Below are 19,724 nucleotides of genomic sequence, written 5' to 3'. Positions count from 1 at the left end.
ACCGCATCGCTTCCAACCACGGATTGGCAACCAGCGTGGGATTCCGCATAGAGAAATCCCATGCTTTGAGTTGCCTACACATCTGCCAACTTCACAGTCGTCCCTTTCGTCGTCGTTCGTGTCCAGCACCACCTGTAACACGCAAACGGTTGTAGACTGCCCTGCCTACTGGACCGCTCCCGAATGCCTTCCGCTCCCGCAGATGGCACTTGAGACTTTCTACTAAGGACACACTCCCACTCTAAGGCGTTTGAATCACCTGGCTGACTACCAGGCACCGGGGACCAACCCGGCTGCCTCAGAGCTTCCTGCGTTAGCTATACTCTCCGCGATAAGAGTCTCGTGGCTGAGAGGATGTTACTCCTCGGGCCATACGTGGTATGTGCGTCGGTCAAGACGCCATAGTTTCCTCTACTGTCAGTAGAGATTTCTGGGGCCAGAACGTAGAAGCTGCTCCCTTACCCATTCACGTACGGTTTGTCACCGTAGCCAGTTCGCCCTATCGGACCTCTGGCTACATTCTTGGCTTTCGACTCTCTTATCACTTACCGGTAAGCCCTTGCTGTCGGGCCTCTCATGGTTGAGCTATTCATGTCTGCACGATTTGCGTGCAGTACCCGGACTCGTCACAGTCCGGAGGGGGCCGTCGCCGACTCCCCTACTCCCCACACCGGCGCATGTTGAACGATCCACGCGGGACCGAACCCCATGGGTGGATTCGTGGCTATCAGATGCCACACACCAACTTTGAGCATAACGGCCAATCCTATGGATTGGTTTGTCCGCATCGCCCACCTTCAGATTGAACCTATCGGATCGAACAATGAGATTACTCGCCTGGAATACAAAACCAGTCGGATTACTTCATTGAGCCTCCGTCGAGACGGACAAGCACGTCTCCGTGCGATCCGCCTCTACTGTGAGCGACATGACTGTTGGTTAGACAATCTCCTTAGCCAACTGGTGAGGTTGGTTTACCGGATGTCGCTTGTTGACAGAGCGTATGTCAAAACGTTTAACGAACATTGACAGTCGCAAGGGATCCGATCCCTGCTGATAGAAAATCATAATGAAGCGATGGTTCCGATTCAAATTGCCCGGTGTCAGAATCGGATCGTTTCAGGAATGTCTCTAGAAAAGTTTTGATCTATTTCAAAATTGCCGATCGTCGGCAAGAACTCCAAGGTCTACACGTATTCCTTATTAAGAGTGTTTGAAGGCTCGCTGCGGTAAGCTGTAATAGGCTCTTTTTAGACGGCCTTTAGAGTCTCGTGAGTCTCTTCATCGGTAAGTATGTATTCCCACCAGAATTGCTGTCGAATAGCCCCCGTAGTCTCTAGCGATTCCCCTTCCCTTCTCAGCTTCTGGACATGGTCCGCTATGAAGCGATTGCCAGCGGCATGCGCCTGACGAATCGCCTCAGTCTCTAAAACCTCGCGCTCTTTTTCTGAGAGCTTTGCGATGCGACTAAGGAATTGAGCACGCCGTATTCGCTTTGCTGCCTCTTGGTTGGCCTCGGCCTCTGCTTGCTTCTGGTCTTCGGAATGGTCAAGTGTTGCCTGCCCTTTCTTAGCTTTCTTTGGTTTTACCGGGGATCGCCTTTCGAAGCCTTTGCGAAACGAGAACCCTTCTGGGTGAACTATCGCTTTGCCCAGCCAACCCGCTCCGATATCTTCACCGTGTGCTTTCCGATCGTCGAAATTTTCAATCGCTTCTTTGATTCGCTTTTCATCGTACTTGGATACCAACTCTTTTGCATTTGTGATTCCACGCTGAATGAGAAGCTGCTCAAGCAAGTGTTGTTGCTTATCATCATTAGCTACAGCTTCATTCAGTTCTGATCGTGAATGGCGGACATCATCGTAGACTACGTTCCATTCCCCTCGAGCACGCTTTACGTATTTCGCATCGCAGACGCCTTTGTCTTTGAGTTCCTCGTGTGCAGGCTTAAGCTTCTCCTTGATCTGGCCCGTGTGCATGTTTCGGCTCAAGCCCACTTTGTCGAAGGCCAGTCGATGAAGATCGAAGGTGATAGCTCTGCGTTTATAGAACCGCTTATCCAACAAACGGTACAGCCGTTTAGAAATCGGTGATTCTAGGCTTTGCCAAAAGCGGTAATCGAGCGACTTTAAATTGCCTGCCTGAAACGACTGCCACATGAAGTCGCCCCAAATAATCGCAGAGCGTTTGCGTTTTGTATTCTTCGTGTCCTCGCGATCGCTTAAGATAACTCGATCCAGTATGTTGAAGGAGTCCTTAACCCAGCATTGGTTTTGTTTATCCCAGAACGCCTTGTCGCTGATGATGAGAGTACCGGTCCATCGGTCAAGACTTTCTGAGATTCTTTCATAGCTGCGTCCATCGCATGGCCAGCCGATAAGATCCATGAGCTCGTAGCGGGTGAAGCGTACTTTGCGGTCGGTGAAGCCTGCTTCCTTTGTGAGTTGAATACAGCCAAGAAGGACTTCATCATCCAGTGAATTTGGAAGACCTAGTAAATCGCTTCCTGTAATCGTGAGTTTGCGGGGAACATATTTTTCAAGCGAACGATCCCAAACTTCGTCCTCGAAGTGCAGAGTTTTCAAATCCCCTGGCGAGCGTTTTCCTATCACAGACAAAGGAAATTCAGCTAAATTGAGGTCGTCGCGCCCTACTACCCACTCGTCATGCTGCTGTTCGTTTTCCCTGCCCATTGAATCCTGAAAATTAAAAATCATCCTCAGTTGATGATCTTTTTATATCTAAGTTTATCTAGTTTAGCTCCGCCAACATATTGAAACAACTAGTGAAATTGACCTCATCCGTCACTCAAATCACGATACTTCGTCACTCAAATCACGTGTGCCCGTCACTCAGATCACGATAGTTTTGTCACTCAAACCACGAGTCATGATTTATTTTGTCACTCAGATCACGTGTGATGGAGGGACTTAATCCGTCACTCAAATCACGATAGTTGAATGGTTCAGTGTTGTTTGGGTTCTGTCACTGAAATCATATACCGAGTTTTAAGTTCCTTAAAGTTGAGGCTAGACCACGGGAACGTTTTCGCGCAAGACTGAAACACAACGTTCTTCTGGCTGGTGGCCAAGCGTGTTGCTTGTAGTTGTCTTGCTGTCTGAACCGCTTTCTTGCGTGAGCCTACATGCTGGCATGCTTGCATGTAAGCAATCTGGCAGGGCGGCCAACTGGGTTGCTTGCTTGCCAGCTCGCTTGTCTGCATTCCTAGTGGCTTGCCAGAATGAAAGATGTGTTGCTGGACTGCTGGATTGCCAGACGGCTGGCATGTTGGAAAGTCGACAAGTCTGCAAGAAAGTCAGCTGGGAATCTGGTTGTGTGGCAAACTTTCCTACTTGCCAGATGGAAAACACGCATGCTAGCAAGTAAGCATGCCATTTATTATCACAGCGAACCAAAAAGGCGGCACAGGCAAAAGTACCATCGCGGTGCATTTGGCAGTTTGGCTGCATGACTTAGGTTTTAAAACAGCGTTACTAGATGCGGATCCGCAACGCAGTTCTAGTGTGTGGGTTTCCGAAACAGAGCCGAAAATCACCGTTGAGGTCACGGACAATCCTGAAGATTGTCTCTCAAAGGCCGTAGGATTGACGGAGTCGCATGATTTCGTGGTTGGGGATAGCCCAGGTGGTCTTACGGAGCTTCCTCGCACCATGCTGCTTCTAGCAGATCTTGCTTTGCTCCCGATCAGTCCCTCGATTCTTGACCTACGTAGCGTCCAGCAGGCCACTTCCATTCTTCGATACGCCCAAGGCATCAACAAAGGTAGGCCAGAAGGGTGTTTGATTCTCAACAAGATGAAGACTCGCGACACGATAAGTAAGGAGCTAAAGAATGCGGCACCGACTTTGGGTGTTCGGTGTGCTGAAAACGTAATTCGTGACCTACAAACGTTTCGAGATGCGGCACAACAAGGGACTGTTGCTGCAAGACTCGGCAAGAAGGGGGCTCAAGGTGCCAAGGATATGGCTGCACTTTTCAATGAATTGGTTGGACCCTTGATCAAAAACGTCACGAATGTCGCAAACGGATAGGTGTGGATATGAACAATAAAAGACGCTCACTGAATGCTGCTATGGATATCTCTCCTGAGGCAGCCGCATTTATTCGGGGGGGAATTGATACCCCGCGCTCACCGACAGAAGAGCGATCCATGACGGAAACACCCGCTGTTCCAACCCCTGTTTTAGCTATACCAGAAAAGGATGAGGTACCTTCAAGAGAAACGAAAAACTCCTCGGAGCCCATCGAGCTGGATAGAGTAGTAGAAGGCCCCACCACAGAGCGACGGCGAGGTCGCACAAGGAGTAGGGGAGTTGAGACCAACCGGCAGGATCAGCCTTACGGAATGGCGAATCTGCTCGTGCCTTTAACCACAAGACTTTCCCCTGCAACTGCGACAGCGTTGAAGCGAGCCGGTTTGGAACAGAAGCTATACGGTCGGCAACCAGGCACCGTTCAAGAGATTGCTGAAATAGCCCTTCAGAATTGGCTACAAGACAATGGATACATTTAACCATACAGGTATCCGTTTAACATCTTAGATCGGGCGTAGGATGAATGTACCGATCCGATCCATTTGCTACCAATACCTATCGTCGCTGTCTTGGTCCCCGCAGAATCCAAGGCTAAATGAGATCTATCGAGTCTGACTGTGTTAGCCTGGGTTTGCAAAATGAGTGTCAGGAGATGACGAACCGTTCCTTTCTCGGACTTCTCAACGCGAACGCAAATCGCATTCGGCTTTCAATCCACTTCTTTACGGAGATGTGGATTGGAGATCGGTAATCGCCGATTCGTTCATGGTTTTCACGAAAGGATTTTTATGGTTAACCCAGTGCTTGAGATACCTCATCTTTTTAAGCTGTTTTGTGAACAGGTAAAACGTGATGAGTCAGATGCCGCTCGGGAGTCAGCTTCAAAACTAAGAGAGATGTTGCAGGCCCTTCCGGAGCATTTCGACTTAGAAGAGTTTCCCGAAGACAAACATCTTTCGGTGCTCATGCTGCACACTCCGCAGGCACAAAAAATGCTTGCTGAGTTCATTGCCAAGCTTGAGAGCACTCTTAAGTGACGACAATTAAAGGTTAGTGGAAAGTACCATACGATTCTCTATTTGAATCGTATGGTACCTAATCGCGATTATTGACTCCACCCGTTTTATCTAACTGCATTCTCGAGCCAGACTCGTACTTGTCCCTCGCAATACTGCATGCGTGCGGAGATATCAGGAATACGCTGATCCGTTAGGGAATGTTTGGTCAGGGTGCATAGTTCACCCAATTCGCATTCATCCATAAGTTGACGAAATGAAGAACTGAATGTAACCGTTTCACGATCCCGACCAACCAAGAACCCAAGTTCCCACACGCCACAATAAATCGGCTGTCCTTCTAGAAACTCACGAAGGTGTCTCTTAGTATCGGTCAGCCACACTTGCAATTGTTTAAGGCGCTCAACAACATCGTCTAAAAACTTTTTTGTTGCTCTTGAGATGCGAATGACGACGGCCCCAAAAAAATCGCTTGCATCAGGATCTAGAATCGTTACGGAGGCTTGTTCAGACAAGAGCAGAATGTTTCGTCGTTCCTCACTGATGGAAGAAAATCCAAGTATTTCAAACTGATGCATCCTATCGATTCCCCTGACGGTTTCCTGCACCGCGATCTTCTCTGATAAGGGTAGTAGAATCTCGACCCTTCTCGAAATCTCGCCCATGGAACGACCGATGCGGAAAAGAAGAAAGACCTGGTTTCTTTTCGGCTTAATCTCGCCATTCAGGTGTGAGATTGCTTTACGACAAGCATTGGCTAAATCAAAGCAGTTTTCAAAGCGATTGTTCACATCGCGAGCGATCGCAATTTCAACAATGGAACGTATCGCAGGAGAAGTCCCCTGTGAGAACAAAGAATCCTTCTTTAATGGAAGAAGGGCTAGAGCAACGAAGGCATCCTCTCTTGTGTTCTCCTGAATCAGCGGCTTTTTCTCCACTAGCTCGTAGAGAAGTGCCCCGATGGCGTAGACATCCCGCCGAACATCGATTTCCGCTTCAGACCCCGCGATTGAGTCGAGTCCCATGGCTGACAAAGTTCCACTGTACGGGGGCGAGCGGTCGATTGTCGGATCGAGGGGCAAGGAGACATTAAAATCAATGAGTGTGAGAATGCCTCTATCTGATAGTATCAGATTATCTGGTTTGATGTCGCCGTGAATATGCCCATATTCATGGACACGGCCCACTACCTCTGCTGTCTGTTCGACGATCTCTAAGATCTTTCGTGGGTCATTCAATCGTGCGTTGATACTTGTCAGGGTTGATCCTTCAACAAACTCGCATACCGAAATTGGAACGTGCTCATGCTCAAACCACTCCATCTGACGTTGCACTCCCGGCAGGTTCTGCGATGCGAGTTCCTGGAGAAGCCTAAACTCTCGGCGGAGATTTTGAAGAAATGCGTCGTTCCGCTCAGAAAAAAAACGAGGCACTCGAATACTTACTGATTTTCCCGAAGTTAACTGTATCCCTCGATATACGACTAGAGCCCCACCTAGACCAATTCTATCCAGAATTCTGTAGTTGCCGAAAACTTCGCCAAGAACAAATCGTTCCGATTTGTGGCGAAGCTCCATTTCAGCGAGCTGGATACCGGGAATCACAATTCTGCTTCCGAGGAACGGACGCTCAAATTGTGTTGCCGTATTATGGATGGACTGGATGGTCGAGATTATCCAGTCTTTTGGTGCCGTCAGGTTGAGGGAGTCAAGTTGTTGAGAGAGCCAGTCGTAGTCGTAGTCCTTAACCTGGAATCCGACCTCGATCGCTTGAGCTAACGCTTCCCAACGGAACTCGACAGGCACGGCCTCAGTCGTAAAACGTACAACATCGATTGAGCTGTCTGATCGGATTGCATACTCGAGACAATCGAGGAAATCGGAGTAATCCACAGGCAACGCTTTCAGGAGTGATAGAGGTATGAACGAGATAAATGAACCTACTCCTCAAAATATGGCCCAACAACACCCTCACCAAGTTCCTTTAGCTTTTTCCGCACTCGCTCTCGAGCACGATTTAGAATTCGTGAAATTTTGGAGTCGGAAAATACGGGGGCACCGTCATTGCTGCGTCTGAGCGTCTCTTCAATGTCCCGAAGTGAAAAATTCATACCAAGTCCGAGTACGGACACCAGGCCCTCCATTGGGTCTTGCTCGGATAGTAGCAAACTTAAGATAAGAACCGCTAAATCTCTATCGGACACTTGCGCTTCAGGGGATTTGCCGTTGGAATGCGCATGTTGCAACGGGACATCTCCGGTCGTATGCAGCTTTGTTGATTTCGACTTCTTGGCATCGCGAATACGGCTATGGGCTATTCGTCGAATGGTGACCATAAATTCATCCGTAGTCATGCCCAGGAAAGCTTCTCGATCCTCGCTCATGTTCTGTTGAAGTTTGTCGAAGGTCTGCTGAACGAAATCGGTGACTGATGGTAGGCCGTTCATTCCCTTCGGATAATTCGACGCCACGTAGCGGCGTACTTCCGCTTGGATCTCATTCACAATCCTTAAAAACGCTTCGTCGTATTCATGCCGAGATTTGGCAGCTTGATGAATGTGGTTGGTGATACCCATAGTTGTTTACCCGTTGAGGTTAGCGGGGGGCTGGTTGTGTAGACCCGAATTGTAGTGCAAGCCCTTCGACGGGGAAGATGTGCGAACTGGCTTCCCTTCAAAAAATCCCGAAACAAAATTTCTTGCGATTTCACCAAGCAATTCATTGGTGAAATCATCTTGGAGACAGTTCCGAACTGCAATGCGATGAAGCAGTTCCCCGAAAATATTCCCCTATAGAGTCAGCGGGGGCCAAGTGCCGCTGATCTGCAATTCTCACCTAACGATGAAGGCGGTTGTCCATGAACCAAAAAACACAAGAGGAACTGAATGCGTTTTCGAAAGAGGCAATCTTTTCCGAGCTGCTGAAGTCCTTGAACAGGTTCGGACTCATTGAAGGGCAAGAGTTTGATCTCTTGTGTAGTGATGGGGCGATTCGTCGGAGGGTGGGGGGCGGCCTCGAATTGGAAAAGTATTGCGAGACTCACCCCAGCCTTAATTGGCAATTGCCAGACCTGCCAGAATCCGTGCTGTGCGATTCAGGACGATTGACTGCGATTTTCTTGCCCCCCCAATTCGCGTTGAAAGTACGCGAGCTAATTCACTATTTCCATTTCTAATCAGAGAAAGGTCTAAATGATGAAGTACGACATGATAAAGGTCGCACAACTGCGGCTAGGCGCAGCCAAAGCTTCCCGACGCTACCTCGATCGCAATCCATGGTTTAGCGTTGAGGACGTGGAGCAAGACACTTTTGTGTTACTAGAATCTAAAATAGCTAGCATCAGATCCCCGTTCACGTATGGATACTCAACCGCTCGAAGGCTGTGCATCAAAATCAATAAAATGCACCGAAAGTATCGAGCTGCACTTAAAGAACATGTCTCAGGAGTGCAGGTTCAATACGACGAAATTCCGAGCGAATCATGCGAATTACAAGACTCCTTAATCACCTTGTTTAACTTGGAGAAGGATACGGCGCTCACCTTGCTTATGAAGATGGTCATGGGGTGTTCCTATAAGCAACTACCTGAGCAAATCGAGGCAATTACCGGTGAGCATCGTTCAGCGAGCTATTACCGCTTGAAAGTGAACGCCGGTATCGAAGCTATGCGAAGAGAGCTCCTCGACGTTACATCCTAATTCGAACGCCACTCTATTTCTGCGCGGTAGAGTGCCAAATGGCACTCTACCTTTCGAAGAGCCGAACGTTCTCGGAAGGCTCTTCATTTATCCTTCCCCTAACTCATGGAGTACACGATGGAACCAGATGATCCCCCACTTTCGACATCCCTTACCCCGTCCGTTTCGAAGTCCAGTAATCAAAAATTTAAGAGGAAAAAAACGACAGACGCCCTACTTGAGGATATGAACACCAACCAACGAGAGCTTCTTCGGATTGCTGTTGGTGGAACGTTTATTGGGATTCTGATCGGTAATTCTGTAATGACCCTCAAGGCAATGTTGCCTCATGGTACGTTTCAAAAGATGATCCTTGAACAATTTTGTCGGCCAAACAATGTAAGTCTGAGGACCGTCGAGCGATATGTATCCGTTGCGAAGTCAGCGTCTGCACTAATCACCCTCTTGAGGAAAAACCATCCTGAGTACGAGGGCTTGACGGACGAGGAAGTGCTTAAGCACCTACCACTCACGCAGGCCTACGATCTCGTCAAAAAGCTATCCCGTATTGAGCTCGAAGAACCTACTAAAATCGGGAGCGATCAGCCACGTCCATGCCCAAATGGATGGGTTACACCCAAGCCGATCGTCGACAGTGTTTTAGACCTCCTGAGAATCGTTGATGTGGATCCCTGTGCCATTGGTACCAACGACCCATTTGCGGCTACGGAACGCATTTATGCACCGGTGGATGGACTAGCCGCTGAGAATAGGTGGCACGGTCGAATGTGGATAAATCCTGGACTAAGAAAAATCAATCATGGCCAATGGGCTGATCGTCTGTTGCATGAGTTCACAAAGGGAAACGTTCTGGAGGGGTTAATACTCCTACCTGCCTGCACCAACGCGAGCTACGCGTTGAAGCTTAAGCAGTTTCCCCGAGCATTTACCGCCGCGCCGATCAAGGTAAGTGGACCTAATCTGCCCGAGCATACCATCAAGCTCCCCTTAATGATCGTTTACGTCGGCCCAAACGAACGTTTTCTTGACTTTAGTGTTTCATTCAAAACCGACCTTTTTCATGTCTTTACTCGAACCTTCTAACTTCAAATCGAACTCATGAATTATTTATCATACAACCCTGACTTAACTTTGAGCTCCAGCCGGGTAATCTCGAATCGAAAAGATTATGTCTACCTATTAGGCGGTGGGCTCGGAAATGACATGCTACCCATCAGTATTGCACTCAGGCCAGCCAGCACGGTCGCAATCGACGTTCCAAAAGAACTTCGTAAATCAATGGAGATGCTGCGTTATTGTTTGAACGCGCATCCTGTTGAGATAGGGGGCAACCATACCTCAAAAAGCCTCATGGAAGGGTATGTTGCAGATGATTCACCCATCCATGGGAAGATCGGTAACTGCCTTTCCGAGAATGGTATGGGACAGGTGAGTGGGCTGGGTCGGATTGCGGGGTTCCGGCTAGTTAAAGATAGGGTATTCGACGAGCTTTTAAACCAACTGCGTGTGGAGTACACCATACAGAATAATGGTTTGATTCCCCCTTTGAAACTTGCGATTTTCGGAAGTGGAGCTGGGGGCGTTAATGCCGGGATTTGTACTGTGGCGGCTGATGGGATACTCGATGACATGTCTGCGCTCGATATACCCTTGGAGGCTAATTTTCACTTGGTGGATTCGATGACGTTTACTGGTCTCGGGTCTGCTTGTGACCTAAACTATGTTAATTCAACCCGTAAGCTCATCGAGCTCGCCCAGAGAACAAATCAGGCCCCAAAGGGGAAGCGAGTCGTCAATGTTCGGCTCATTACGCTGCCGCCTACCGGAAAGGATAGCCTTGCCCGCAAGAGGTTCGCGCTCCAGGAGGCACAAGCTTGGTTATCGACAGACGTCCAGAACTGGTTCCTGATTGTTGGGCCAAACTTTGCGAACAGTCATCCCCTTGGCAACGTCTTGCAAACCAATGCGGAGTTCTTTAGGGCCATCCCAAGCGACTCCATTGTCAATGAAATCGCTAGGGGCTATTCCGACAACATTCAAACGTCGCTGAAGAAGGTGGTATCCGCACCGCATTTGATTCGCTACGTCGATGCCATACCGGTTCGGTCCGAACTTTGTCGCATTGATATTTATGAACTAACGGCCAAACACGAAACCCTGAGCGTCGATCAATACCTCGCGGCCGTTCAAGAACCGGGATGTCGGATCAACTACGTTCTTGAGATTTCTGATATCCGAGGACGACGATTTCAGTGTGATAAGCTTCCTGATTACTTCACTGCTCCAGCGAAGTCGCTCGACGATACCATCGACGCTTTGATTACTGTGCAAACGATCAGAGATAAGCTTACAACCGAGCGTAGTGAACTTCTACGGCAAGATGCCAGGATCCAGAAGATGATTTCAAAGCATGCCCGAAGCGTACGAAAGCTAAAAGCCAGGAGGCCACGATTCCGTGGGGGACAGAGAAAAAAGGTTCAGAAACTTAAAAACTTTTCGGCAGTGTTACGCGAACTTGCTGATAAACGTCACGAGCTTTCGGCTCTGATTTCAGAGGCGGGTAAGTGCATCAAGATTGCCTCCGAACTTTTACAGCGGCAACGCTCCTTACCGGAGTCTGTCCTTCAAATGTTGGAGCAGCACAAACTGCCTCTCAACGATTTCGCCCTACAAGGACTAGTCTATTTTGAGCCGACGAATACTGTTTATAGTGACCTGCTAGCGATGCTTCCAGCCGGTAAGTCAACGCAAGCAACCCTCTTGGCATTGAAGGCAACGTCTGTCACAGAAGAGGGGCTCAAATACATTCTCAATGTAAGCACCGCTGATACGCATCATGTTGCGGCCGTCGTTGTTGGGGAGGCGTTTACTCCTGGAGCATGGGTCGCTGGGATTAAGCGGACGCCAGAACACACCATGCTCGTGTTCCCGAGAATGAGTGCTCCTCTCGCCCAATCGTTGCAGGACGAAATTACGAAGATGCGCCCCGACTGGCTCGTGTTCTTTACTGATAGCTGCAGCGTCGGTGCGAATGTCGTACGAATCAATATTTGCTGTCCAAAATCTCTCGAGGAGTGTCTGCCTGGGTATCTCGGCAAACTTCTTAAGGACTCAGAAAACTCCGTTATCTCAGTCCTGCACAAGATCCCATCTGAACCTGTTCCTTCCACCACAACCTGAAAGCCTGACCAATGACAATCCAGTTTCGTTACGACAAGCCCTTTGTTATTGAAGACATTCCCCAAGTACGTTCAGAAAGCCGAGTGAGCCTTATAACGTGTACTCTTTTGGGGACGCTATGTTTTCTTTTGCTCAGTTCATTCCTTCTAACTCGAATGTATGAGCAATCCGTTGTCAAGGTACTTGCAAGCAATACGCCAGAAAGCCTGCAGGCCATGCAACGCTATCAAGTTATTCCAAGTCCATTGCTAAACCATGATTTGGGTGCTTCAGCGATCCGACAACTCCATCTCGAAGAGGAGCAGTCGCATCCTTTGGCGACGATCCCGAGTGTTGTCGATGAGCGAGCTTCTTTTCAAGGTGAGTTCGAGCAGGTCGTCAGTCGATATTGTGAACTATTGCCTCACAACTCCAATGAAGTTCGAGGCGTACTTTCTTGGGCCTGCCAATACCTTCCAGATGAGAACCCCATTGGTTCAGAATGGCGAAGCCGAATCGAAACGTTACCGTCTTCATCGCTAGATCCTTCACTTTGCGTCTTAAACGTTCTAGACGCAGGCACCTCAGTGGATTGTATCGAGTTTGAAGTTCAAGACAACCAAGGAAAGAACGTTCCGAATTTAGAAGCCGTCGATTTTGCTCTACACGATTCGCAGGGACGAACGTGGCCCCATTTCTCAGTATCCGAGATTAGCGGTTATACCCAAGAGAGCTCGATCGTATTGCTAATCGATTGCTCAAGCTCGATGGACGGCCCCCGTATGGAACAGCTAAAGCTGGGCACGGCACGTTTCGTTGATGCAATTGGCGGTCGGGGTGCGTTGAAAGTGATTAGCTTCGCTTCGCAAGTGATTCAGCTTACACCCTTCTCCAACGATGCCAATGTGCATCGAGCCGCCATTCAAAGTGCCAAGGCTTATGGCATTACCGAACTGGCTCTCGGATTAGAGGTTTCTGTTGATGAGCTGATGAAAAGACCAGGCAAGCGCTTTGTCCTGCTCTGTACAGATGGAGTTGACCCAAAGCTCCCAGCCAGACTCTCCACCATCATAACGAAGAGCAACAAGAATAACGTTCAGATAAACGTTCTTGCCATTCGTGACGACTCAGTCGATATGGCGATCTTGAATGAGCTGACCGGTAAGACCGGGGGATATGTCCTGGAGGCTGACCAGCCATCTGTTATCGGCTCACGACTTCAGGAGTTCGCAACTCTTCACACTACCCCCCGTTACCGCATGCAGATTTTTGCCCCCGGGAGGGACGTCCGTGAGTTTACGCCATCGTTCTACAACCAACGGGAAATCCGGCTGACATCAACAGCCCCCTGATTTGCGACATAAATGTCGCAAATCCATTTCAACGTTATGGGGGAGGGAGCCTCCCCCATAAATCACACCCAAGCACATAGTGCAAAGGTTGTTACCAGTTCGGAGGATTCAACCAAAGACAAAGAAAAACTAGACAAAAGGAAACCAAAAAATGGCAAAGCAGAAAGAACCAACCAGGCCCGTTTTTGAACAGAAGTTCAATCATATTCGCCTAGTGATATGGGAGAACCAAACCAAGGGACAAATTTGGTTCAACATCGTTATCACCCGGCGTTTTCGAGACGGCGAGGAATGGAAAGAATCATCATCGTTTAGCGGACTGGGTGACCTAGCCCTAGTCTCATCGGCAGTTCGTAGTGCTGAGGAGTTTTTAAGGGGGAAGTCTCTCACGCACGGTCAAGAGATTGAAACGTCTTCGGAAATAGAGGGGCTTTAGATGATGGACTTTAACGAATCTTATTTCGACTTTGAGGACTTCTTTGAGAGCTCACGACAACAAGCCTTAGATGATGGGCTCTTGGTCGACATTACGACAACAGCACGAGAAGTAGGCTTGCGATATCCGCTAGCGATAACGCCAGAGGTCTATGACGAGTGTATTGCATCGATGGATGATTGTGGCCTTTCCGAGGAGAGAGAACGAGCGTTAGATCTCGCCTCTCAAGTCGCGGGGCTGGCACGAGCAGCAATCTCAGAGCCGGTAATCTGCTTTGACTTTGTGACTGACTGCGACGCATTAACCATCGTACCGCTAAAGCTAGTTTGTGGACGCGGTGACTTTGGGGAGCCTGTACTCACCGTGATGCATAACCTGGCGTAACAAATTAGGCCCAGCCCTTCGGGCTGGGTGGCTTGAAAGGATAAAGGAAACAAATGAACAATCAAAAAAATTACCGCTTTGTAATGCGTCAGACCTGCACGGGAACCGTTGGGCGTTTACTCGCAAACCGTGATTGCATGGCCAGAGGGCAAGCCTTGCAGCACTTCACGCGACAGAACCCAAAACTTACCGCCGACGACATCCGCTTTCTATGGCTTGGGATGTTACTTGATGCGTCAGACGTGAATCAGATAGCAGCCCAAGCCAAGCAAGACGACCAGCTGCTTTTTCGTTCCGTGCTTCTGGTACGACAGCCGCCCGACCCTAGCAGCCTGCATGAGGTCGAGCCGCTCTATCTTGAGCCTGAGGACGTACCTTTTTAACCCGTAAAAGTGAAAGATAACTCGAATCTTTCAAACTATTGACACACCGTTGCACCCAAGGTGCACAAGCCCTGACCAAAGTACACATAACCCCCTACCAATACGTGACTTAGGAGTGTCTACACTTTGTAGACGAATATCGATGGGAAAAGCCTCACAATCCGTCTCCTTCCGTCTCCAGCAAGAGATCCTAGAAGTGCTCGACGAACGTTGTAAAACCTCTCGCCTCTCGCGAGGGGAGCTTTGTCGTGCGTTGGTTACATCGGCTCTGATATCCTCAGAAAACGAGGAACTCTATGGCCACCTTCAGTGCCTAGAGAATCGACTTGTTGCAGAAATATCCCCTGTCAAAAAGTTCTCAAAGTGCCTTGCCTACCTATTAAATGCCGTACTGGTTGCGTCCGGAAAATTGTCCCGTGAACAAGCTGCTGATTTCGTCCGCACGGAATTTCTCGACAAGCTCGGAGAATCAAAATGACTGCTACGATAACTGCACTACCATCCGGTGGAGACGGTGCCTACTACCTCTCGGAGTACCATCTTGGGGAAGGTAAAGAGCTTGGCACATGGTGGGGAGGCCCGAGTAAACGACTCGGGCTTTCCGAATTTATCACGAAGGAGGAATTCCAGCCTATCCTGTCTGGCGTCAATCCGCACACGCAACGCCCCCTTGCAAAGCAGCACCGAGATAGGGTTCCTGCGGTAGACCTAACGTTCTCAGTCGAGAAATCGGTCTCAGCAACATGGGCAGTAAGCCCTCCGGAGGTAAAGCTAAAGATAGAGCGTTGTGCAGAGGAATCGATCAAGGAAACCCTCTCATGGGTGCAATCCAACCTTACTCTGGTTCGAAAAGGCAAGGGAGGACATATCCAAGAACGTGGAGACTTCCTAGCGGCAATCTTTAAGCACGAAACAAACCGAAATGGGGATCCGAACCTTCATTGGCACTGCGTCATTCCGAATCTCGTATTCGATCAGAATGGCAAGTGTTCCCACATCCACACGCAGAAGATATTCGATTTTACGCGGACCCTTGGCCCCATGTTTCGTGCAAGCCTGGCTCGTAGACTACGAACGGAACTCAAGCTTGAATTGATACCGGCAGAGAATAAGCCGGGGCAAAAAGCGAGTTGGTTCAAGCTTCCTGGAGTACCCGCAGATCTACTCAATCTGTGGTCATCAAGGAAGAATGAGATCGACGATTTTCTAATTCCCAGGGGTCTCTCTCGAGACTCGGCGAGCCCACAATATAGAGCTAGTGCCAACACGGCAACTCGCCAATCTAAGGAACGACTCCCACCCTTAGACATCCTTCGTGAGCGGTGGAACCGAGAAGCCAAAGCGTACGGATTCTCTCATCAATCTACACTCTACGAGTCCCAGCCTATAACCGCAAAGGACCTCTCGAGACGATTCACCCAGGCGTTCCGCGATACAGTTAAATCACTCGAGCGGGAAAAAACTCATTTTGCTTACAAGGATTTACTCCGTGGTGTCGCAGAGGAGATGCAGGACTGCGGGATATCCGTAAATGCCCTTACACGAAAACTGGATAGAAAGCTCTTAAACAGCAAATCGGTCATTCGCCTTGCTAATGAAAATGCAGAACGGGTCTTCACGACCAAGGGCGTTTGGCGTCAGGAGGAGCGTTTGCTCCAAGACATCGACCGATTGGATAAGCGAGGCGGGGCAATGGTTTCAGATGCTACTCTTAAAGAGGTACTTACAGCCCGACCCTCCATAAGTGCGGAGCAGGCTAAAGCGGTTCAAGAACTCACCCAAGCCCAATCCTCTTTAAGACTCTTACGCGGGGTTGCCGGAGCCGGGAAGACTTACACCTTGGATGCCGTTCGCCAAGCCTTCGAGAAGAGCGGCTATGAGGTTATGGGAACCTCAACTTCCGGCTTAGCAAAAGAGACTTTGGAGTCTGATGCGGGAATAAAGAGCCGGACGGTTGCAAGTCTCCTTTATCAGATCACTGGTCGTTCGTTCCAGGGACACACCAAGAAACCAACTAATCCTTTTCATGCAAAGAGCGTCTTGATTGTCGATGAAGCCTCGATGGTCGACTTGCGAGGACTACAAACTCTCACTCAAGCGGTACGCCGAGCCAAGGCGACGCTGATTCTAGTCGGGGACGATAAACAGCTCCAAGCAATCGGGGCAGGCGGCCCGTTTAAGTACCTATTAGGAACCAGAAGAGCCGCAGTGCTTGAAGACAATCGACGCCAGAAAACAGAGGAGGATCGGCAAGCAGTGAAGGATCTTAGAATGGGAGATACTGAAGCCGCATTGAAGAGCTATCTTGAACGCGGACGTCTCAAGATTACCGACACGAGACCACAAGCCGCCAGGGAATTGGTTAAAAGGTGGGCGAGATCTGGGGGAGCTTTGTTTCCGGAAAGACACAGCATCTTCACGCAAACCCGACAGGAAGCCGCGTACCTCAATCAGCTCTGTCAAACGCGTCGGACAGAGGAGGGGACCATTTATTCAGGAAAGCACCTCTCTAATGGTGACGGTAAGTTCTACGCCCGAGATCGAGTCCTCTTTAACAAGGCTGATAAAACCCAAGGGGTTCAAAACGGTCATCGTGGAACGGTGCTAACCGTTCACCCCGAACATGGCACTATGAAGGTGTTGTTGGATAGCCAGAAGGACGGACTTCAACGGGTGGTTTTGGTCTCGGCAAAGCGAATGAAAGCGGGTGATATCACACTCGGCTATGCGGCAACAACGCACAAGATGCAGGGCCAAACGACAGCACACTCCTACGTTCTTTTGGGGGGAGGCATGACGGATAACAACATGGCTTACACCCAGATGACCCGTGGCAGTGAGTCAACAACGCTATTCATCGACACGTTTAGTGCCGGGAATGAGTTGACCAATATTGCTCGTGCCATGCGACGTAGCAACAGCAAGAGCCTTGCCCATGAGTTCCATCCAACGCAACAACAAGCCAGTCCACAATCTCAAATGTCTCATTCTCTTTAGGATTCCCTATCATGTTCGACGATGACTTAAAGAACGACTACGACAGAACCTTTGATTTTCTGATGAGCTTTATCGAGTTCGGTGTCTTGCTAGTTAAGACACTTATCTTGATCCCCCTCATCATTATCTTTGGGTTATTTCTCTTATCGATCCCAGCGTTGGTTCTGAACTTTGGTTTTGCGATGCCGATCCTTGGGTCAATCTACATCTTCTTGGTGTATGGGGGAGTAGGGGCCTATTCCGTGCATAAATACCTCAACCGTGACGGCTCCAGATTTGATTCCGAGGATGGACGCCAAGTCTACTCCGATGACGACCACATCCCCAACTCCAGTTCTCTTCGATCACGATAGCGAAACGTCTTGTTATTTCGTCGCACCTATCTCATTTCTGTAGGGAATGTTCAGCATGCAAAGATTTGTAAATGCAATATTGGGTTCTGTTCTGGGGGATTTCTCCCGTCGACCACGGTATAAGAACGTGCCAAAAGGGAAACGGATTCAATGGGCCAATTTGATGCTGCCACATCAGGATGCATCGAACCATTTCATTGCCATTGGAACCACCGGCAGCGGCAAGACTACGATTCTTAGATTGCTTATGCAGTCCGCTCTATCCAACATGGGAAACGAGAACTGTCGAGCGTTCGTGTACGATGCAAAACAGGATGCTTACCCCATTTTGGCATCCTTTCTTCCCATCGATTCTATCGTAACTCTAAATCCGTTTGATGACCGAGGAGTAGCATGGGACCTCTGCAGTGACTTAAATGAACCAGCCCGGTTATTGGAATTCTGCTCCACCATCTATCCGCAAGTCGCCGACTCGAATCCTTTCTTTCGACTGGCTACGGTTCACTGTACCTATTTGCTTGGTCTAAGTTATTACCTTAGCGGACTCGAGTTCACCTTTGGAGACTTGCTGCGACCACTTCAAAACATATCCCACCTTTGTCAGATACTCGATAGGCACCCGGAGACGAGGGTAGGTATCGGTTTGTATTTTCGTGACGAACGACTCGTATCCAATCTGCTAGCCTCCTTCGCCGTCTCCACGCTGTACTACAGCCATATTGCTGCCTGTTGGGAGAACGCCGTAACGTCGCTTTCCATCAGAGACTGGGTCCGAAGTAGAAAAGTAGTGATCCTCGGGAACTCCGAAATTTCAAGAGCATCCATCGACAATATCAATCAGGCCATCTTCAAATTCGCCGCGATCGAAGTCCTCAACCTGCCGGAGACTTTTACCGACTCGACCTGGTTCTTCCTCGACGAACTCTCGGAAGCGGGTAAACATGAAATCCTGATTTCGTTAGCTAAAAAGGGACGCTCGAAAGGAGCAAAGCTGTGCTTAGCGACCCAAAGCATCGCGGGGTTACGCAATCCTAAGCTCTACGGACCAGAGCTTACCGATGACCTTTTAGGACAAATTGGGACTCGATTCATTGGTAGGACGGAGTGTGTAACGACCGCCGAATATCTTTCTCGGTTGCTAGGAGACCTACGAAAAATGCAGGTCTCATACAGTTACACTTCAGGTGAGAAACCCACTTCGACAACGAGTTACAGCGAACAGATTCGCAAAAATATCCTTCCAAGTAAGCTGATGAATATTCCCATGGCTAACAAAGAGAATGGAATCACTGGCTATGTCATGTCACCCCGATACGGATGCTTCAAAACGCATCTTGATGGAACCAAGCTTTTCGATCATGCGTTGATTCCAATCCGTGACGATGTCCCGCATTACGTCGCACGTCCCGCCAAACAACAGATCCTTACTCCATGGACTGCTGACAGAGCCCGGTACTTTGGAGTCGACCTTGAGCAACCGTTCGAATTGAAAGGGTTCGCTAAATCGATTGAGTCCAATCCGCCACTTAAGCTTCCGGACCTCTCAATAGATCCCCTTGCCGGTATGTTCAACGACGGAACGTAATCCTCCACTTACACTACTTTCTCAACGGAGCCAACCATGTCCAATGAACCCAGAATTCAAAATGAAGACTCCCAACTCATCACCATTCAAGAGGTCGCATCTCTCCTTAGGCTTAGCGTTCGTTCGGTCCGCCGATTGATCTCGCGGGGGGACCTCTCAGAGCCGTTAAAGATCGGTCGTTCCGTTCGTTGGAAGAAACGGACGATTCAGGAATGGATCGACCAAGGCTGTAATGAGAACAGCAAAAAAACTTAGTGAATGTCAAAAGTACCAGATGATCGAAAACCTACACCTCGTTAAGATCCAA

General features: G+C 49.2%; 20 protein-coding genes. 16 read left to right on the top strand and 4 right to left on the bottom strand.

All coding sequences use genetic code 11. The annotated features are described in order from the left end of the window. Nucleotides 1-626 precede the first annotated feature (626 nt). The gene (locus SH449x_RS00850) at nucleotides 627-788 is read right to left on the bottom strand and encodes a hypothetical protein (RefSeq protein WP_482379425.1); all 162 of its coding nucleotides are present in this window, start codon (nucleotides 786-788) and stop codon (nucleotides 627-629) included. Nucleotides 789-1,250: 462 nt separating this feature from the next. Continuing rightward, nucleotides 1,251-2,717 (bottom strand): replication initiator protein A, encoded by a 1,467-nt coding sequence (locus SH449x_RS00845; RefSeq protein WP_482379424.1) that lies wholly within the window; start codon nucleotides 2,715-2,717, stop codon nucleotides 1,251-1,253. A 672-nt stretch (nucleotides 2,718-3,389) separates the two neighbouring features. Between SH449x_RS00845 and SH449x_RS00840 the strand changes: the two genes are divergently transcribed. From SH449x_RS00840 to SH449x_RS00830, 3 genes are all read left to right on the top strand, one after another. After that, a complete protein-coding gene (locus SH449x_RS00840; RefSeq protein WP_482379423.1) occupies nucleotides 3,390-4,052 on the top strand; it encodes a nucleotide-binding protein in 663 nt (220 codons plus the stop codon). Between the two features lie 8 nt (nucleotides 4,053-4,060). After that, the gene (locus SH449x_RS00835; protein WP_482379422.1) at nucleotides 4,061-4,534 is read left to right on the top strand and encodes a hypothetical protein; all 474 of its coding nucleotides are present in this window, start codon (nucleotides 4,061-4,063) and stop codon (nucleotides 4,532-4,534) included. A gap of 258 nt (nucleotides 4,535-4,792) precedes the next feature. Further along, entirely contained in the window at nucleotides 4,793-5,092 is a 300-nt protein-coding gene (locus tag SH449x_RS00830; RefSeq protein ID WP_482379421.1) for a hypothetical protein, read from the top strand. A gap of 86 nt (nucleotides 5,093-5,178) precedes the next feature. Here SH449x_RS00830 and SH449x_RS00825 read toward each other — a convergent pair whose 3' ends face one another. Both SH449x_RS00825 and SH449x_RS00820 read right to left on the bottom strand, forming a co-directional pair. Beyond that, nucleotides 5,179-6,963 (bottom strand): serine/threonine protein kinase, encoded by a 1,785-nt coding sequence (locus tag SH449x_RS00825; RefSeq protein WP_482379420.1) that lies wholly within the window; start codon nucleotides 6,961-6,963, stop codon nucleotides 5,179-5,181. Between the two features lie 47 nt (nucleotides 6,964-7,010). Then, nucleotides 7,011-7,646, bottom strand: a complete 636-nt coding sequence (locus SH449x_RS00820; protein WP_482379419.1) for a hypothetical protein — start codon at nucleotides 7,644-7,646, stop codon at nucleotides 7,011-7,013. Between the two features lie 281 nt (nucleotides 7,647-7,927). Here SH449x_RS00820 and SH449x_RS00815 point away from each other — a divergent pair, with 281 nt between their 5' ends. From SH449x_RS00815 to SH449x_RS00755, 13 genes are all read left to right on the top strand, one after another. Next, complete coding sequence (locus SH449x_RS00815) at nucleotides 7,928-8,245, top strand: hypothetical protein (protein ID WP_482379418.1); 318 nt, start codon at nucleotides 7,928-7,930, stop codon at nucleotides 8,243-8,245. A 16-nt stretch (nucleotides 8,246-8,261) separates the two neighbouring features. Next, entirely contained in the window at nucleotides 8,262-8,768 is a 507-nt protein-coding gene (locus tag SH449x_RS00810) for an RNA polymerase sigma factor (protein WP_482379417.1), read from the top strand. Nucleotides 8,769-8,993: 225 nt separating this feature from the next. After that, nucleotides 8,994-9,851 carry a hypothetical protein gene (locus SH449x_RS00805; RefSeq protein WP_482379416.1) on the top strand — a complete coding sequence of 286 codons (858 nt, stop codon included), beginning with the start codon at nucleotides 8,994-8,996 and terminating at the stop codon, nucleotides 9,849-9,851. Nucleotides 9,852-9,866: 15 nt separating this feature from the next. Continuing rightward, the gene (locus tag SH449x_RS00800; protein WP_482379415.1) at nucleotides 9,867-11,948 is read left to right on the top strand and encodes a hypothetical protein; all 2,082 of its coding nucleotides are present in this window, start codon (nucleotides 9,867-9,869) and stop codon (nucleotides 11,946-11,948) included. An 11-nt stretch (nucleotides 11,949-11,959) separates the two neighbouring features. Continuing rightward, nucleotides 11,960-13,279, top strand: coding sequence for a vWA domain-containing protein (locus tag SH449x_RS00795; protein WP_482379414.1), 1,320 nt, complete (start codon nucleotides 11,960-11,962; stop codon nucleotides 13,277-13,279). Between the two features lie 151 nt (nucleotides 13,280-13,430). Then, nucleotides 13,431-13,715 carry a hypothetical protein gene (locus SH449x_RS00790; protein WP_482379413.1) on the top strand — a complete coding sequence of 95 codons (285 nt, stop codon included), beginning with the start codon at nucleotides 13,431-13,433 and terminating at the stop codon, nucleotides 13,713-13,715. Further along, on the top strand, nucleotides 13,716-14,099 hold the full coding sequence (locus SH449x_RS00785) for a hypothetical protein (RefSeq protein ID WP_482379412.1): 384 nt from the start codon (nucleotides 13,716-13,718) through the stop codon (nucleotides 14,097-14,099). Nucleotides 14,100-14,152: 53 nt separating this feature from the next. Next, the gene (locus tag SH449x_RS00780) at nucleotides 14,153-14,482 is read left to right on the top strand and encodes a hypothetical protein (RefSeq protein ID WP_482379411.1); all 330 of its coding nucleotides are present in this window, start codon (nucleotides 14,153-14,155) and stop codon (nucleotides 14,480-14,482) included. Nucleotides 14,483-14,624: 142 nt separating this feature from the next. Continuing rightward, nucleotides 14,625-14,960 (top strand): ribbon-helix-helix protein, CopG family, encoded by a 336-nt coding sequence (locus tag SH449x_RS00775; protein WP_482379410.1) that lies wholly within the window; start codon nucleotides 14,625-14,627, stop codon nucleotides 14,958-14,960. Continuing rightward, entirely contained in the window at nucleotides 14,957-17,479 is a 2,523-nt protein-coding gene (gene mobF, locus SH449x_RS00770) for a MobF family relaxase (RefSeq protein WP_482379409.1), read from the top strand. Before SH449x_RS00775 ends, mobF begins: the two co-directional genes overlap by 4 nt. 11 nt (nucleotides 17,480-17,490) lie before the next feature. Then, complete coding sequence (locus tag SH449x_RS00765) at nucleotides 17,491-17,832, top strand: hypothetical protein (RefSeq protein ID WP_482379408.1); 342 nt, start codon at nucleotides 17,491-17,493, stop codon at nucleotides 17,830-17,832. 55 nt (nucleotides 17,833-17,887) lie between these two features. Beyond that, complete coding sequence (locus SH449x_RS00760) at nucleotides 17,888-19,417, top strand: type IV secretion system DNA-binding domain-containing protein (protein ID WP_482379407.1); 1,530 nt, start codon at nucleotides 17,888-17,890, stop codon at nucleotides 19,415-19,417. A 36-nt stretch (nucleotides 19,418-19,453) separates the two neighbouring features. Then, nucleotides 19,454-19,672 (top strand): helix-turn-helix transcriptional regulator, encoded by a 219-nt coding sequence (locus SH449x_RS00755; RefSeq protein WP_482379406.1) that lies wholly within the window; start codon nucleotides 19,454-19,456, stop codon nucleotides 19,670-19,672. The last annotated feature ends 52 nt before the right edge of the window (nucleotides 19,673-19,724 follow it).

Source organism: Brakhagea baltica, assembly GCF_052161605.1.
GTDB lineage: Bacteria > Planctomycetota > Planctomycetia > Pirellulales > Pirellulaceae > JBKCUI01.
The sequence above is the reverse complement of the archived record's forward strand: the minus strand, read 5'-3'. Positions and strand labels throughout refer to the sequence as shown.